The organism is Bovifimicola ammoniilytica (assembly GCF_025567085.1).
In the GTDB taxonomy this organism is placed as follows: domain Bacteria; phylum Bacillota; class Clostridia; order Lachnospirales; family Lachnospiraceae; genus Bovifimicola; species Bovifimicola ammoniilytica.
The window spans coordinates 143,720-161,442 of the sequence record NZ_JAOQJN010000002.1; the positions used below are offsets into that span (position 1 = coordinate 143,720).

Sequence of the window (17,723 nt, forward strand, 5' to 3'; positions counted from 1 at the left end):
ATGGAGGTATGCATATGTTTAGTAAATATGATAATAAAAGATTTGCATCATTTAGAAAATTATTAGGCAAAGGTGATAATAAAAATACAATTTCTGTAAATCTTACGGAAGACATGATAGATAGATTAGATAAACTGGCTAAAAAGGCATCGGTAATTTCTGGTAATAGTATTACGAGAAATGACATTATTGAAGAGGGCGTGACTATCTATGTTGAAGAATTTGAAGATTATATAAACAGTCTGTATGAGAACTATACAGATTCTAATAAGTATATTGAAGATGGAATGAAACTGCCGAATAAAACAACTGATCCTAAACTAATTGAGTCAAAAAAAACAAAATAATATAATTTAATGTATTGTAAAAAAGGTAAAAATATTGACAAATAAAAAAAGTGATAGTAAACTAAGGTCTATGTTTAAAATATATTATATATTTGGAATGGAGGAAAAAAATATGAAGAAAAAATTTTTAGCTCTTTCCATGGCCACAGTTTTAGCAATGTCAATGTTTACAGGTTGTGGTTCAAGTGCAGAGAACAAAGGAAGTAAAGACACATTAGTTCTTGGTGGTATCGGACCTATAACTGGTGAAGCAGCTATATATGGTCAGGCAGTAAAGAACGGTGCACAATTAGCTGTTGATGAGATTAATGCTAATGGTGGTGTAAATGGCATGAAATTAAAATTTACATTCCAGGATGATGAGTGTGATAGTGAGAAAACTGTCAATGCTTATAATAAAGTTAAAGATTCAGGAGCAAAGGTTATAATCGGTGCAACTACAAGTGGCTGTTCAATAGCTGTTTCTGAAAAAACACATGAAGATAAAATGTTCCAGTTAACACCATCAGGTTCTGCTGTTGATTGTGTTAAATATGATAATGTATTCAGAGTATGTTTCAACAATCCTAACCAGGGTGTTGCTTCAGCACAGTACATATCAAAGAATAAAATTGGTCAGAAGATAGCAATTATCTATGACAGTTCAGATGTTTATTCAACAGGTATCTATGAGAAATTTATTTCAGAAGCAAAGGGCCAGAACTTAGAAGTAGTTACAGAACAGGCATTTACTAAGGACACAAACACAGATTTCTCTGTACAGATTCAGAAGATTCAGGAAAGTGGAGCTGATTTGGTATTCTTACCAATCTATTATCAGCAGGCAGCTAAGATTTTATCACAGGCTGATAAAGCAGGATTAAAAGTTAAATACTTTGGTTGTGATGGTCTTGACGGACTTATTAATCAGTTAGATACAGATGTTGCATTAGCAAACGGAGTTATGTTATTAACACCATTTGCACCTAATGCTAAAGATGATAAGACACAGTCATTTGTTAGTGCATATAAAGAAAAATATAATAATGAGACTCCTGTTCAGTTTGCAGCAGATGCATATGATGCAGTATATGCAGTAAAAGCAGCACTTGAGGAAGCAGGTGTTGATGATGGAACAATCAGTATTTCAGATCTCTGTGATAAGCTTACATCAGCAATGACTAAGATTGAAGTTGAAGGTGTTACAGGTAATATTACATGGTCAGCAGATGGTGAACCAACAAAAGAGCCTAAAGGTATGGTTATTGAAGATGGTTCATACAAAGCATTAGATTAATTTTAATAAGTATGAATTAAATATAAGCTGTTGTTGTAAGAAAGGACTTACTTATGGCAACAGCTTTTAATCTATTTATACGTTGATGCAGAAGGGAATGATTTAAAATGAATAGTTTTATATCCTATTTGATTAGTGGTATCGGGCTAGGCAGTATTTATGCTCTGATAGCTCTTGGATATACAATGGTATATGGTATAGCAAAAATGCTTAATTTCGCACATGGTGATGTTATTATGGTTGGCGGATATGCAGTATTTTTATCAATATCTTCTTTGAATTGTCCGGTATGGTTATCAATTATTATCGGAATAGTAGTTTGTACAGTATTAGGTGTGGTAATTGAAAGAGTGGCATACAAACCTTTAAGAAATGCTTCATCATTATCAGTATTAATTACAGCAATCGGTGTAAGTTATTTATTACAAAATCTTGCATTAAATATATTAGGTTCAAATGCAAGAACATTTAAGTCAGTTGTCTCACTTAAGACTATAGAAATTAATTCACAGTTGAAAATATCAGGTGAAGCAGTCGTAACAATTATAGTAACAGTTGTTATAATGGTTGCACTTACATTATTTATTAACAAGACCAAAACCGGTATGGCTATGCAGGCAGTATCAGAAGATAAAGGTGCTGCACAACTTATGGGTATAAATGTTAACAAGACAATATCAATTGTTTTTGCAATTGGTTCAGGACTTGCAGCAGTAGCAGGTATCTTACTTTGTTCAACATTTACACAGGTAAGCCCATATACTGGTTCGATGCCTGGTATAAAAGCGTTTATCGCAGCCGTATTTGGTGGTATAGGAAGTATACCAGGTGCAATGATAGGTGGTATCTTACTTGGAATCATAGAGAATTTAAGTAAGGCATACATATCAACACAGGTTGCAGATGCAATAGTTTTTGCTTCATTAATTATAGTTCTTATTCTGAAGCCAACAGGACTTCTTGGTAAGAAGATAAACGAGAAAGTGTAGGTGATTAAGTATGAATAAATCTAACAAAGTAAAGACATCTACAAAACAGTGCTTAATCACACTTACAATGGTTATAGTATTTTTCGTTATCTGTAATGTAATGGTAATGAATGGAATAATGGGAAGCCTGTTTGAAGGACTTTTAATTCCAATGTGTTATTATATAATACTTGCAATATCACTTAATCTGACAGTTGGAATTCTTGGTGAACTTAGCTTAGGCCATGCAGGATTTATGTGCGTAGGAGCTTATTCAGGTGCAATATTTTCTATATTAACTAAAGAAGTTATAAAATCAGATTTTGAAAGATATGTACTTGCACTTCTGATTGGCGGAATATGTGCAGGATTATTTGGTTTAATAATTGGTTTTTCGGTTTTAAGATTAAGAGGTGACTACCTTGCAATCGTTACATTGGCATTTGGTGAGATTACATATAAATTAATCCAGAACTGTTATCTTATTAAAGATAAGAACGGATTGCATTTTTCATTTTCTCAGCCTATAAGCCCACAGAAATATGATTTGGATAGTAAGGTTGAAATATTAAAAGGTGCAATGCCAGTGAGTGAAGTTCCAAAGACAGCTACACTTATTACTTCGGTTGTACTTGTACTTATAACTGTTGCAGTTGTGTATAATCTTATTGATTCAAGAGCAGGAAGAGCATTTAAAGCAGTTAGAGATAATAGTATTGCGGCTGAATCAATTGGTATTAATATTAATAAATATAAGTTAATAGTATTCTTTGTATCTGCATTCTTCGCAGGAATGGCAGGAACAATGTTTTCTCATTATCAGACACTTGATTCATCAAAATTCAATTTCAACGTATCAATTTTAATATTGGTATTTGTGGTATTAGGTGGATTAGGAAGCATAAGGGGTTCAATAATTGCTACAATAATTCTGTATGCATTACCTGAATTGCTTAGAGATTTCTACAGCTATAGAATGATTGCATATGCGATAATTCTTATTGCAATGATGATATTAACAAATAATGAGAAATGTGTATATATGAGAGAACGTATTGTATCAAAGTTATATAAGAAGAATAAGGTATCAAAAGATGCCTAAGGATTTTGCTGAATTCAATAATATAATAGATATAAACAGGTTGCTCAGGAATGGAGATTAGTATGAAAGATACGAATACTAAGACAGCTAATAAGGAAAATAACAATGATATACTGTTAGAGGTTAAGAATTTAAGTATAGCATTTGGTGGACTTAAAGCTGTAGATGATTTAAATTTGAATATTAAAAGAGGTCAGTTATATGGACTTATAGGACCAAATGGTGCAGGTAAAACCACAGTATTTAATATGCTTACAGGTGTATATAAACCAACATCAGGATATATTAAATTAGATGGTGAGAAAATAGATGGTTTATCACCTATGAACATAAATCGTAAAGGAATTGCAAGAACTTTCCAGAACATAAGATTGTTTGATAATATGTCCATAATTGATAATGTTAAATTAGGACTTAACAATAAGCAGAAATATACAGTTGCTGAAGGTATATTAAGACTTCCAAGATTCTTTAAAGAAGAGAAAAAAATGAATGAAAAAGCTATGGAATTGCTCAGGGTATTTGAACTGGATGAAGATATAAATACGTTAGCAAGTAATCTTCCATATGGTAAACAGAGGAAGTTAGAGATAGCTAGAGCATTAGCTACAGAACCAAAGCTCTTATTATTAGATGAGCCAGCAGCAGGTATGAACCCTAATGAAACAGCTGAATTAATGGAGACTATCCAGTTCGTTAGAAAAGAATATGGTGTTACAATTCTTCTTATTGAGCATGATATGAAACTCGTTTCAGGTATATGTGAAGAGATAATGGTACTCAATTTTGGCACAGAACTTGCACATGGTAAGCCAGAAGTTGTATTGAATAAACCAGAAGTTGTTACAGCATATTTAGGTGAATAGAGAGGTGGTGTTTCAATGTTAAAGATAGAAGACTTATATGTATCATATGGAATGATTAATGCCATTAAAGGTGTGTCATTTGAAGTCAATGAAGGTGAAGTTGTATCTCTTATAGGTGCCAATGGTGCTGGTAAAACTACAATTCTTCATACAATTACTGGATTATTAAAACCTAAGTCAGGTTCGGTAATGTTCGAGGGAAAAGAGCTTACAACCACACCTGCTCATGAAATTGTTAAATTAGGAATGGCACATGTACCGGAAGGAAGAAGGGTTTTTGCAGATTTATCAGTATATGATAATCTTATGTTAGGTGCATATACCAGAAAAGATAAAAATGAAATTGCAAAGACATTAGAGATGGTATATGAAAGATTCCCTCGTCTTGAAGAGAGAAAAAAACAGACAGCAGGAACACTTAGTGGTGGAGAACAGCAGATGCTTGCTATGGGAAGAGCTTTAATGTCAAAACCAAGAATTATTCTTATGGATGAACCATCAATGGGACTTTCACCATTGTTTGTTAACGAAGTTTTTGATATAATAAAGAAAATAAGTGCTAGTGGAACAACAGTATTATTAGTTGAGCAGAATGCTAAGAAAGCATTGTCAATATCTGACAGAGCATATGTTCTTGAAACAGGAAAGATTGCTCTTACAGGTAAGGCAAGTGACTTAATTAATGATGATAAGATTAAGAAAGCATACTTAGGTGAATAATAAGTTGTTAAAAGGCATTTAGGAATGGAGGGTTTTTCTATGGAGAAATATGTTATTACAATTGCCAGGGGATATGGTAGTGGAGGAAGAACCATGGGTAAGATGTTAGCCAAAGAGTTAGGTATTAACTTCTATGACAGAGAAATCTTAAGATTAGCATCAGATGACAGTGGAATAAATGAAGAATTATTTGCAAGAGCTGATGAAAAATTAAAGGGCAGCATTTTATACAAGGTAGCTAAGAATGTATATAAAGGTGAGTTGATACCACCTGACAGTGATAAATTTGTTTCAAATGATAATTTATTTAATTATCAGGCGAAGGTACTAAAAGAATTAGCACAGAAAGAATCTTATGTCGTAATTGGAAGATGTGCAGATTATATTCTAAAAGACCAGCCTAATATAATAAGAATCTTCGTTCATGCTCCAATGGAACATTGCATAGATGTAGTTGAAGATATGTCATCAATGTCGCGTAAAGAGATTGAACAGTTCATACTTAAGACAGATAAATATCGTTCAGATTATTATAATCATTATACCGGTAAAGACTGGAATGATGCGAGAAACTATGATTTATGTCTCAATACGAAAGAAATTTCTTTTGAAAAAGGTGTTGAAATAGTTAAGAGTTATATGAAGATAAGATTTAATTTGTAATTAAGACTTATTATAGTAGTAATAAAAATCAAATTATATATATTAAATTATCTGAAAAATAATGATTTAATCAGACAGTAAGATTTAGTCAGAAATGAATTCATTATATGCGGTTATAGTATATCAGTTAAAGTCGTATTAAAATTATACATAGAGAATATGATTAAGATTGATATATGGTAACCGCATTTTTTGATTATACAATGCATATACATTAATAAATGTTTTAGAAAATGTGGAGGATATGAAAATCATATAAGGATTTTCATGTAGTAAAAGATATGTTAGATATAAGGGGAACTAAGACCGAAGAAAATATTGAGAAGGAAATATGTGAAAAAGCGAAGTTATCTGTCAGATTAAGACTCTATGGCAGACAGGCAGAAAAAGATGGCTATAAATATATTGCAGATATTTTTAATGAAAATGCTGATAGATTAGAAGAACTTGCAATGGTCGGATATCGAATTATTAATGGAGGAGTTAACGAGACAAGAGAGAACCTAAATACCGTAGCTCAGATATTTGCGGATATGGAAGATAGAAACTGTATGTATAAAGGTTATTCTGATGATGCGGTTAATGAAGGATTAGATGAAATAGCAGATATATTTGAAAATGTCGTGAATATAGAAACGGGTATGGCAGAGAAGTTTAGTGGTCTATCAGAAAGTATGATTAACGATAGATTCTATAGGAGAGATGGCGAGGAAAAATGGGAATGTATGGTGTGTGGATATAATAAGACAGATAAGAATGCACCCAATATATGCCCTGTGTGTGGAGGCGGCAGAGGTAACTTCAGGGTTAGATGAGAATTTATCTATTTATCTTAAGAAAATCTTAAAGATTTATGTAGTTGTTTATTAATAAATTAACCTATATAATACAGTACATAAGGAAAGAGAAAAAGTAAAAAGAAAGGCTAATAAGAAAATGTACAATGTTTTGATATGTGATGATGAAATAGATATTGTGAATGCTTTAGAGATATATCTTGCTTCGGAGGATTTAAAAATTTATAAAGCTTATAACGGAAGAGAGGCGGTAGACATTGTTAAGACCGAAGATATACATATTATTTTATTGGATATTATGATGCCTGTTATGGACGGAATACAGGCAATCAATGAGATTAGAAAAATCTCGAATGCACCGGTAATCTTCCTCAGTGCCAAGAGTGAGGATACAGATAAGATATTAGGACTTAATGTTGGCGCAGATGATTATGTTACTAAGCCGTTTAATCCTGTGGAGGTTATTGCAAGAGTCAAGTCTAATTTACGAAGATATATGATGCTCGGAAGTGCAGTAAAGAATACATCAGAGATTAATGTAAATGGAATTGTAATAGATGATGATATGAAGAAAGTAGAGATAGACGGCCAGCCGGTGAAACTTACACCGATTGAATATGAGATACTTAAACTTCTTATGAGTAATCCCGGCAAAGTATTTTCTTCTAAGGAGATATATAATACAGTCTGGAAAAATCAGGTATATGACATTGATGGTACAGACGGTACGGTTGCCGTTCATATAAGACATTTAAGAGAAAAGATAGAGATAAACCCTGCGGAACCAAGACATATAAAAGTAATATGGGGACAGGGATACAAAGTCGAATGATAATGTAAAAGGCAATGCGGAATGGAGATTAATATGAAGATACTATATAATAGATTTGTTAAAGCTATAGCAATGCTTCTGCTATTAGTAACAGCGGTAATAACTATCGGTGGAATTGGTGGAATGTATTATACATATAGCAATGACAGTGTTAAGAATAAGGAAAATCCTGATTTTAATAAAACAAGACTTGCAAAATCACTTGTAGAAAACAGTTCATTCAGATTGTATAGATATATACGCGATGAAATGGACCAGTATATGGTGGGATATTATGATGACGATGGCGTTTATAGATATTATAATGAAACTGTAGATGCTACTTATTATGATGATGCGGGAAATACTGATGATGATAATTATAATAGTGAAAATGAAACCACAGCATATGATAATGAAAATACTGATGTTAGTTCGAATGCTCATAATATGACCGATGGTTCACATTCTATAGATGAAGAGTATGACAATGCAATAGAAAAAGTAAGTAAAGAGACTTCATATCTTCAGGTTGTAAATGACTTAATGAGTGATGAGTATGTTAATTACAAATATAAAATGTACTATAACGATAAAATTATTATTTCAAATGTCAATGATGATGATGATGATATAGTTAAAATAAGTACAACAACCTTAACCGTTGGAGATAGGAAATATATTACAATAGAGAATTACCTTAATAAAAATTTAGAAAAAGGAGATGTAATTTACAAAAAATATCAGGTATTTGATATAATTACCAAGAATTATAATGTAATAAAATATGCTACAATTATATCAGGTATATTAGCAGTTATTCTATGTATGTATATTATGGTAGTAGCAGGCTATAATGGACAAGGTGAATTAGAATTAAACTGGATTGACACAATTCCTTTAGAGATTATTATATTTATAGCATTTTTAGTCCAGTATATGACCGCCTTTATAATATCTGAGTCGGGAACATATGAATTAGGAAGAATGATGGATGGAATATTTTTTATCGCTATTGGAAGTGTATGGTATATATTTACAATTAATATATTCATTAGTATTCTATCAAGATTAAAGAATAGGGTATTATTTAAGAACAGTATAACCAGTAAAATAATTAAATTTATCATAAAATGTGTTAAAAATGTAGTTGTAAATCTTGATAAGAAATGGAAAGCCATAATAACCATAGGAGGATGCTTCTTCTGGGAGTGTGTATTATTTATTATAAATATCAGTGCACAGAGTATGATAATCTGGTTCATCTGGTTTATATTTAAAATCGTGGAATTCTTCCTGCTTATGTATGCATTTTCTCTTCTGTTAGAACTTAGAGACAGAATAAAGAGTGTACACGATGGTAATACGGAAAATTCAGCCTTAAATAAGCCGATGCCTGGATTATTCGGAGAAAGTAATGAATATATTACTGATATTTCAGCAGGACTTGAGAAAGCAGTGGCAGAAAAAGTAAAGAGTGAACAGTTAAAAGCAGAATTAATAACAAATGTTTCACACGATATAAAGACACCTCTTACATCTATAATTAATTATATTGATTTAATGAATAAAGAAGATATTCAGAATGAAAAGGTCAGGGAATATATAGGTGTTGCATATAAACAGTCATTAAGACTTAAGAAGCTTACAGAAGATATCGTGGAAGCCTCTAAAGCCTCAACAGGAAATATCGAGGTTAAATCAGATAAGATAAATATCTGTGAGATTATTAGTCAGTCAGTTGGTGAATATACGGACAAATTCGAACAGCTGAATATAACGGTTGTGTTCGATGAATCGGATAAAGGCTATGAAGCAATGGCTGACGGAAGATTGCTCTGGAGAGTAATTGAGAATCTGTTCACTAATATCTGCAAATATGCATTAGAGGGAACAAGATTATATATTGATGTGTCACAGGAAGAAAAATATGTTAAAATATACATTAAAAATATATCGAAATATAAATTAAATATTCCGGGAGATGAGCTTATGGAAAGATTTGTCAGAGGAGATTTATCAAGGTCTACAAGTGGCAACGGACTTGGATTATCGATTGCCAAGAGCTTAGTAGAACTTCAGAAAGGATATTTTGATATTGATATAAATGGTGATTTATTTACAGCAATAATAACATTGCCGAGAGAATAATTTTATTTTAAACAAATTATGTAAATGAAAATCACTTAGAGAGTAATGTAAATGAAAATCACGAATAATGTGATGCAAAGGAAAATTACGAAGAAAATAATTGAAAGGAAAATCACAAGGAATGTGATGGAAAGAGAAAATGATTGAAGTAAAAAATTTGAAAAAAACTTACAAACCCAAAAAGGGCGCAGCAGTTCAGGCTCTAAAGGGAATTAACCTTAAGTTTGAAGAAAAAGGACTTGTATTTATACTAGGTAAATCAGGAAGTGGTAAATCAACACTTTTAAATATGTTAGGTGGATTAGATAAATTCGATGATGGTGAAATTATAATTAAAGGAAAGTCATCTAAGCAGTTTACACAGTCTGATTTCGATTCATACAGAAATACATTTATTGGATTCATTTTTCAGGAATATAATATCTTAAATGATTTCACTGTAGGCGCTAATATTGCCCTTGCAATGGAATTGCAGGGAAGAAAGCCGACTAAAGAAGAACTTAATAAGATATTAGATGAAGTAGACTTAACAGGCTTCGCCTCAAGAAAGCCAAATGAATTATCAGGTGGACAGAAGCAGAGAGTTGCAATTGCAAGAGCATTAATTAAGAATCCTGAAATTATTATGGCTGATGAACCTACAGGAGCATTAGATTCTAACACAGGTAAACAGGTATTTGATACACTTAAGAAGTTATCTAAAGACAAGTTAGTTATTGTAGTCTCACATGACAGAGATTTTGCCGAACAGTATGGCGACAGGGTCATTGAATTAGCCGATGGAGAAATTATAAGTGATATTAAGAAATACATTTCTAAACCTAACGAAGTATCTAGTGGAATAAGTATAATAGAAGATAAGATTATTCATATTAAATCAGGATATGAGCTGACTAATAAAGATTTAGAGATGATTAATGAATATCTTAAAAATAATAAGGACGCAGATTCATTTATCTCGGTTGACGGTAAAACTAATAAAGAGATAAAGAAAGCAGTACGAATAGATGATGATGGGAACAGAGAAGGTTTTGAAGAAACAAGTGATAAGAACTTGTGGGTTGAAGAATATGATGCTTCAAAGTTCAAATTAATCCGTTCTAAACTACCTCTTAAGAATTCACTAAAGATGGCATTTGGAAGTCTTAAGAAGAAACCAATCAGATTGTTAGTGACGATATTTTTATCAATGGTAGCATTTACTTTGTTCGGTTTATCTAACACAATGTCGTCATATGATAAGATAAAAGCAGGAACAGATTCGATAATTGACAGTAATGTTAATTATGCTTCATTTGGATTTGAAAGAAAGATAAGTAACAGTGTATACAGTTATTATGCTGGAGATAAGTTATCAGATGAAGACGTGGAAAATATAAAAAATCATTTTAAAGATTATAGCTTTAATGAGATAGTAAAACCTAATGATTCATACATTTCAATACAGAATATATATGATACTGACAAGGTAAATATTAATGGAGAACTATCGTTTTATTCACTTGATTTCTATGGAATATCAAAAATATCACAGGATATGATTGATAGAATGGGCTACACCTTAGAGGGCGCACTTCCTGTTAATGATGATGAGGTTGTTATTACAGATTATATGGCACAGTCATTTATAATTGGTAAGTACACAATGAATTATGGACCTGATAATTCAACTGATATAAAGAAAACTACTGATATGATTGGCAAGGTATTAGAATTAGATATTAATGGCAATAAGAAATATACAGTTACAGGTATTCTTGATACTAAATTTGAAAGCAGCAGATATGATAAATACAAAGAAGAAATAAAGGGTAATACGGGAATTTTAGATTATTCTATGATGAGTGAATTAGCTAACATAAGAACTTATAGTAATCATGCAATACTCTTTACATCAGACAATGTATTTAACAGTGTTGTGGAGAATAATATCGGTGTGCAGGCATTTTCACAGGACTATAATATAAACTTCATAACTAATACTAACGAATATGGTTATTATGAAGTCAACAGAATATGTGAAATCGGTAAAATCAATGATGCAGTTAAAAATAATATTGTTATGATTAATAATCAGGCTAAGTTAAATGATAATGAAATGATTCTTCCATTGTCAGCACTTGAGACATATATTGATCTTGATTATGAAGAGGGCAATATTGAAAGTATAAAGAAGAGTATACTTGCAAATGCAAATGAAATAAGTAAATTACCAATGATTATGCAGGTTTCAAATGAAGGCTCAGACTGGCTTAACAGTGATAAGAATATGAGAGTCGTAGGCATCTATATAGATAATGAATTTAACAAAGGTATGGCAATACTTCCGAATGGAATCTGCAATGCATATTCAGTATATTCAAAAGGTAAATATGATGCACTTGTTACAGCGATGCCCGATAAGAGAAGTGAAATTGAAGAATTAGTAAAATATTCATTTAATAATGGTATAAGTGGTGTTAAATATACTTTGCAGAATAATACAACAGAATTACTTACAACAGCAACAGAGATATTTACAACACTTAAGAAAGTTTTACTTTATGTCGGAATATTCTTTGCAATATTTGCATCGATTATGCTTATGAATTTCATTGCAACAAGTATTTTACAGAAGAAAAGAGAAATTGGTATCTTACGTGCAGTCGGTGCAAGAGGTGCAGATGTATTTATGATATTCTTTAACGAAAGTACTATAATTGCAATAATTAACTGGATAGTTTCGGTAATAGCAACAGGATCGCTTATTTCTATTATTAATAAATCATTCAGAAAAGAGTATCATTTAGTAATAACAATGTTGCATTTCGGAATAATCCAGGTGGTATTAATGTTCGTATTATGTCTTATAGTAGCATTCGTGGCAAGCTTTATCCCGGTGTTTAAGGAATCTAGGAAGAAACCTATCGAGGCTATAAGAAAAGGCTGATAAAAATAAAAATATTTTCAAAATGTTGTTAACATTTGACGAAAATTGTAGTAGAATACATCTTATAAGTATGCTTATTGATGGAGGTTGGCAAATGAACAGATATTTTGAACTTGGTGTTTATGAAAAAGAAAAGTCAGATGGGACAGGTGTTTTAGGACGTTATTCCAGCTTTAATGAAGCTAAGGAAGCAATCAACAGCTTTAATAAAGAGGATAATCAGATTTTTATTATTGATGAATTAGAAGAACAGGACGATAATTCAGTTCGTCAGTTAGGTGAATGGTTATACAGATAACCAGAAGTTATGAAAAGACCGTATTATACGGTCTTTTTGTATACTCATACAGACTTAATTAAATGGAGGCGGATATTTATGCGTGTAATAGAATTTAAGATGGAAAGACCGGGACTGTTAAATGTCGGAGATGAAATAGATGTGGAGGAATCACAGCTTCAGACACTTCAGGGCATCGTATATTATTATACAATATATCCGGCATTAGCAATGTCTAATAACATTCCGGCAAGAAATAAACTCAAAAATTTCCATGGAAAAGTAGTAGATATCAAGGCTACAGAAAGTGCAGCATTTGTATACGGAGAGTTTGAGGAATAATAAGATGTTCGTTTATGACACATTAAAGTGATAAAATATTTTGTCATTTTACGTCAATGGAATACTTGACAAAATGCTTTATTGTGCTATGATTAATAAAAAAAATAAGGAGCGTATTCTATGAAGAAAATGGTTTTATCGATACTAGTTGAGAATACAGCTGGTGTACTAAGTAGAATATCAGGACTTTTTGCAAGAAGAGGATATAATATCGACAGTTTGACTGTTAGCGAAACAGAAAGTAATGAATATTCGCGTATGACTATTGTATGTAGTGGCGAAGATGAAGTTTTAGAACAGATTCGAAAACAGTTATCAAAGCTTGTTGACGTTAAGGATATTATTGAATTAAAAGATGGTGCTTCTGTATGCAGAGAATTAATTCTTTGTAAGGTTGCAGTAGATGCGGCACAGAGACAGCAGGTTATAGCAGTTGCTGATATATTCAGAGCAAAGATAGTTGATGTTGCAGAAGATTCAATGATGATTGAATTAACAGGTAATCAGCAGAAGCTAGATGCTTTTGTAGGTTTACTTAATGGTTTTGAAATTAAGGAATTAGTAAGAACTGGTATTACAGGTCTTACAAGAGGCCATGCAGATATGCTTGCTGGCGAGCTTGAATAGAATATGTAATAAATGTAAGTATGAAATACATATTTATTATTAAAATGATTATTAATAGTCATCGGATTTAACATAAGATGACATTAACAATATAAAATTTATATGGAGGCTAGAAATATGGCAAATAAAATTTATTATCAAAAAGATTGTAACTTATCATTATTGGAAGGCAAGACAATAGCCATTATCGGATACGGTAGTCAGGGCCATGCTCATGCACTTAATGCTAAAGATTCTGGTTGCAATGTAATCATTGGTTTATATGAAGGAAGTAAATCATGGGCTAAAGCAGAGGCTCAGGGATTTAAAGTTTATACAACAGCAGAAGCAGCTAAAAAAGCTGATATTATTATGATTCTTATCAACGATGAGAAACAGGCAGATATGTACAAGAAAGATATCGAGCCAAACCTTGAAGAAGGTAATATGTTAATGTTCGCTCATGGTTTCAACATTCATTTTGGTTGTATCAAACCACCAGCAAACGTTGACGTAACAATGATAGCTCCAAAAGGACCAGGTCATACAGTACGTTCAGAATACCAGGCAGGAAAAGGTGTTCCTTGTTTAGTAGCTGTTGAACAGGACGCAACAGGTAAGGCATTAGATATCGCACTTGCATACTCATTAGCAATCGGTGGAGCAAGAGCAGGTGTACTTGAGACAACATTCAGAACAGAAACAGAAACAGACCTCTTCGGTGAGCAGGCAGTTCTTTGCGGTGGTGTTTGTGCATTAATGCAGGCTGGTTTTGAAACATTAGTTGAAGCTGGTTATGATCCACGTAATGCTTATTTTGAATGTATTCATGAAATGAAATTAATTGTTGACCTTATTTACCAGTCAGGTTTCGCAGGAATGAGATATTCTATCTCTAATACAGCAGAATATGGTGATTATGTAACAGGACCAAAGATTATTACAGAAGATACTAAGAAAGCTATGAAGAAAATTTTATCAGACATTCAGGATGGTACATTTGCTAAAGAGTTCTTATTAGATATGTCGCCAGCAGGACGTCAGGTACACTTCCAGGCTATGAGAAAATTAGCTTCTGAGCATCCATCAGAAAAAGTTGGTGAAGAAATCAGAAAACTTTATAGCTGGAATAATGAGGACGAGAAGCTCATCAATAACTAATATAGAATTATCGCTTGTATCAATGCCTGATTAGATGGCAAAGGAGGGGTATTATGTTGTTCGGAAAGACTAAAAAAGTGTTAGAAGATAAAGAGGACGAGATAAAGTTGAATTTATCAAATAACTATAAAGATTCAGCATATAAAGGATACCTTGAATATATACAGTTAGTAAACGATTTTAAAGATAAAGGAAAAATCGGAGATAAAGATTTTGAAAAATTAAATTATAAAATCGAAGATTATAAAAGAATGTTTGCTAATTACATAAAGCGATAGAACAAAGAATTTTCAAACCGGATACGAAAGTATCCGGTTTTTATTTTACTTACCAGGAAATTTCGTTGAAATTGTCCTGGTAAGTAAAAAAAGCTCCGTGAGGATCGTACTGCGGCGGAGCAGAAAATGTTGCTATAGCAACCCGCTGCAGGCGGAGAATGTCACAAGCGACATTCTTTATTCTAGACAACTTTAAAATATTTGCTATATAAATCAATAACTTTATAATTTAAATTTTTTTAAAAATTTATGCAACAATTTCGTCTTAATATTACACATATAGATATAAGATAAAATTTATATGTCAGGCGAAAGGAATGATAGTTATGAAAAAAAGTAAAAAGATAATTAGTATTATAATGGCAGTAGTTATGATGACGCTTTCGGTTATTGTTGTATCAAAGACATTATTTAATAATACTCCTGGAAATGGTAATGAAGAAGATAAGAATATACAGGGCAGGGAACAGGGAGTTAATCCTGTAGATGATAAGATTATCCAGTCTATAGATGGTAAAGAAGAGTTGGGCAGGTATGTAAAGGAATATGTTAAAAATAATGCATTGGCATTTGAAAAAGAAATTAATAGTCTTGAAGAAGCTTATGTAGAGAAAACTGATTCTAAATCAGATAGTACAGGTATTGCTACCGGGACTGATACGGATTATTATAAGAATAATGAACAGACAAATGGTGTTACAGAGGGAGATATAACTATAACAGATGGTAAATATATCTATATATATTCAGATAATAAGAAAAATATAAGAATAATAGAGGCTGATAATGATAAATTGAATGAAGTCGGTATAATCGATATATTAGATAACTTAGAAGAAAATACGTATACATATAATGGAAAAATATATGTATATGGTGATAAATTAGTATGCTTAATGAATACAGAAAGAATGAACTCTCCATATATTAACGGATATGAAAATTTTATAGTTAATGATTGTGCATATTTTGATAACTGCAGAGACACGATAATTGTTTTATATGATATTTCTGAAAGAGATAAGCCAGTATTTATTAATAAAATAACTGTTGACAATGAATATGTACAGTCAAGAATGGTTGGTAATCATTTATATGTAATGACTCAGAAGAGTTTCTATGATGTTTTATATGGATATATGGAAGAATATGGGGATAATGAAGAGAATAAAGAGAAAATTGAAGATATCTCATATGAAGAACTTGCAGGTAAAGTCATAACTAAGATAAATGGTAAAGAAGTATCAACAGATAATATATATTGCCCTGATAATGAACAGAGTGGTGAGCCATCGACCTGTACGGTTATTGCATTAGACATTAATAATGATTTGAATGTTACTGATAATTGCACTATAATTGGAAGTATTGATGATGTATATGTAAGTGAACAATTTATATATTTATTTAACAGGGTAAGTAAGAATGATGATGAAAGCAGAACTAGTACTTATAAGGAATTAACAGATGTAATAAAGTTTAAATATGGTGATGGTAATGTTGAGCCTTATGCAAAGGGAAATATAGATGGTACAGTTAATAATCAGTTTTCGGCAGATGAGTATGATGGTTATCTCAGAGTTGTTACGACTGAGTATGAATATAATATGATATATGAACCATCTGATATTGAAGAGTTTCAGGATAAATATAGAAATAACGTATATGTATTAGATGATAAATTAAATGTATATGGAAGAATAGAGGGACTTGCTGAAGACGAGAGAATTTATTCAGCGAGATTTATGAAAGATAAAGGATATTTTGTAACATTTAGAAATACAGACCCATTATTTGTAGTAGATTTCTCGAAGCCTGATAATCCTAAAATATTAAGTGAGTTAAAAGTAACAGGCTTTTCATCATATCTTCATATGTGGAATGATAACTTATTACTTGGAATAGGTATGGAAGCAAATGAAAGTGGCATTACAAGTGGTGTTAAGTTATCAATGTTTGATATATCAGACCTTAATAATACAAAAGAAATTGCAAAATATGTAGAAGAAGACACAGAAGCATACGAAGCACTTAATAATTATAAAGAAATTTTAGTTGATGAGAATAAGAATCTCATTGGTTTAGAGATGAGTAAAGATAACAATAATAGAATTGAAGAAAGTACCAGTACAGAGAGTAATAGTACATCATATAATAGTGATAAAAGCAGTAACTATGAGAAATTTATAGGTTACAGTCAATATTATGTTTTATACAGATATGATAATAATTCATTTACAGAATTACTAAAGTATGATTATAATAAGTTTAATAATTTAAAATTTACAGAATTTGATTATGAGAAAATGTATTGTGATTATAGAGGACTATATATAGGGAATTATTTATATATAATTACTATGGATAAGGGAGTTCAGGCAATTAATTTAAGTGATTTATCATATGGAGATAATCTTATATTTAATTAG

The 17,723-nt window shown here is 31.5% G+C and carries 17 protein-coding genes; all 17 read left to right on the plus strand.

The features are described from left to right. Positions 1-14 precede the first annotated feature (14 nt). On the plus strand, positions 15-347 hold the full coding sequence (locus tag OCV48_RS02470) for a ribbon-helix-helix domain-containing protein (RefSeq protein WP_147591069.1): 333 nt from the start codon (positions 15-17) through the stop codon (positions 345-347). A gap of 112 nt (positions 348-459) precedes the next feature. After that, complete coding sequence (locus OCV48_RS02475; protein WP_147591070.1) at positions 460-1,623, plus strand: ABC transporter substrate-binding protein; 1,164 nt, start codon at positions 460-462, stop codon at positions 1,621-1,623. A gap of 107 nt (positions 1,624-1,730) precedes the next feature. Further along, positions 1,731-2,612 (plus strand): branched-chain amino acid ABC transporter permease, encoded by an 882-nt coding sequence (locus OCV48_RS02480; RefSeq protein ID WP_021983013.1) that lies wholly within the window; start codon positions 1,731-1,733, stop codon positions 2,610-2,612. Positions 2,613-2,622: 10 nt separating this feature from the next. Then, positions 2,623-3,693 (plus strand): branched-chain amino acid ABC transporter permease, encoded by a 1,071-nt coding sequence (locus OCV48_RS02485; protein WP_021983014.1) that lies wholly within the window; start codon positions 2,623-2,625, stop codon positions 3,691-3,693. A 62-nt stretch (positions 3,694-3,755) separates the two neighbouring features. Beyond that, on the plus strand, positions 3,756-4,559 hold the full coding sequence (locus OCV48_RS02490; protein WP_021983015.1) for an ABC transporter ATP-binding protein: 804 nt from the start codon (positions 3,756-3,758) through the stop codon (positions 4,557-4,559). 15 nt (positions 4,560-4,574) lie between these two features. Further along, positions 4,575-5,279, plus strand: a complete 705-nt coding sequence (locus OCV48_RS02495) for an ABC transporter ATP-binding protein (protein ID WP_021983016.1) — start codon at positions 4,575-4,577, stop codon at positions 5,277-5,279. Positions 5,280-5,318: 39 nt separating this feature from the next. Continuing rightward, positions 5,319-5,942, plus strand: coding sequence for a cytidylate kinase-like family protein (locus OCV48_RS02500; RefSeq protein ID WP_021983017.1), 624 nt, complete (start codon positions 5,319-5,321; stop codon positions 5,940-5,942). A 281-nt stretch (positions 5,943-6,223) separates the two neighbouring features. After that, positions 6,224-6,757, plus strand: coding sequence for a rubrerythrin family protein (locus tag OCV48_RS02505; RefSeq protein ID WP_147591071.1), 534 nt, complete (start codon positions 6,224-6,226; stop codon positions 6,755-6,757). A gap of 121 nt (positions 6,758-6,878) precedes the next feature. Further along, the gene (locus tag OCV48_RS02510) at positions 6,879-7,571 is read left to right on the plus strand and encodes a response regulator transcription factor (protein ID WP_021983019.1); all 693 of its coding nucleotides are present in this window, start codon (positions 6,879-6,881) and stop codon (positions 7,569-7,571) included. A 33-nt stretch (positions 7,572-7,604) separates the two neighbouring features. Continuing rightward, positions 7,605-9,701: a sensor histidine kinase gene (locus tag OCV48_RS02515; protein ID WP_262558695.1), complete on the plus strand. Its 2,097-nt coding sequence runs from the start codon at positions 7,605-7,607 to the stop codon at positions 9,699-9,701. A gap of 139 nt (positions 9,702-9,840) precedes the next feature. Next, entirely contained in the window at positions 9,841-12,630 is a 2,790-nt protein-coding gene (locus OCV48_RS02520) for an ABC transporter ATP-binding protein/permease (RefSeq protein ID WP_021983021.1), read from the plus strand. A gap of 94 nt (positions 12,631-12,724) precedes the next feature. Continuing rightward, positions 12,725-12,928 (plus strand): hypothetical protein, encoded by a 204-nt coding sequence (locus OCV48_RS02525; protein ID WP_021983022.1) that lies wholly within the window; start codon positions 12,725-12,727, stop codon positions 12,926-12,928. A 78-nt stretch (positions 12,929-13,006) separates the two neighbouring features. Next, complete coding sequence (locus OCV48_RS02530; protein ID WP_021983023.1) at positions 13,007-13,249, plus strand: hypothetical protein; 243 nt, start codon at positions 13,007-13,009, stop codon at positions 13,247-13,249. A gap of 120 nt (positions 13,250-13,369) precedes the next feature. After that, complete coding sequence (ilvN, locus tag OCV48_RS02535; RefSeq protein WP_021983024.1) at positions 13,370-13,876, plus strand: acetolactate synthase small subunit; 507 nt, start codon at positions 13,370-13,372, stop codon at positions 13,874-13,876. Between the two features lie 117 nt (positions 13,877-13,993). Then, complete coding sequence (ilvC, locus tag OCV48_RS02540; RefSeq protein WP_147591073.1) at positions 13,994-15,016, plus strand: ketol-acid reductoisomerase; 1,023 nt, start codon at positions 13,994-13,996, stop codon at positions 15,014-15,016. Between the two features lie 53 nt (positions 15,017-15,069). Then, complete coding sequence (locus OCV48_RS02545; RefSeq protein WP_021983026.1) at positions 15,070-15,294, plus strand: hypothetical protein; 225 nt, start codon at positions 15,070-15,072, stop codon at positions 15,292-15,294. A 326-nt stretch (positions 15,295-15,620) separates the two neighbouring features. Continuing rightward, complete coding sequence (locus OCV48_RS02550) at positions 15,621-17,723, plus strand: beta-propeller domain-containing protein (protein ID WP_262558699.1); 2,103 nt, start codon at positions 15,621-15,623, stop codon at positions 17,721-17,723.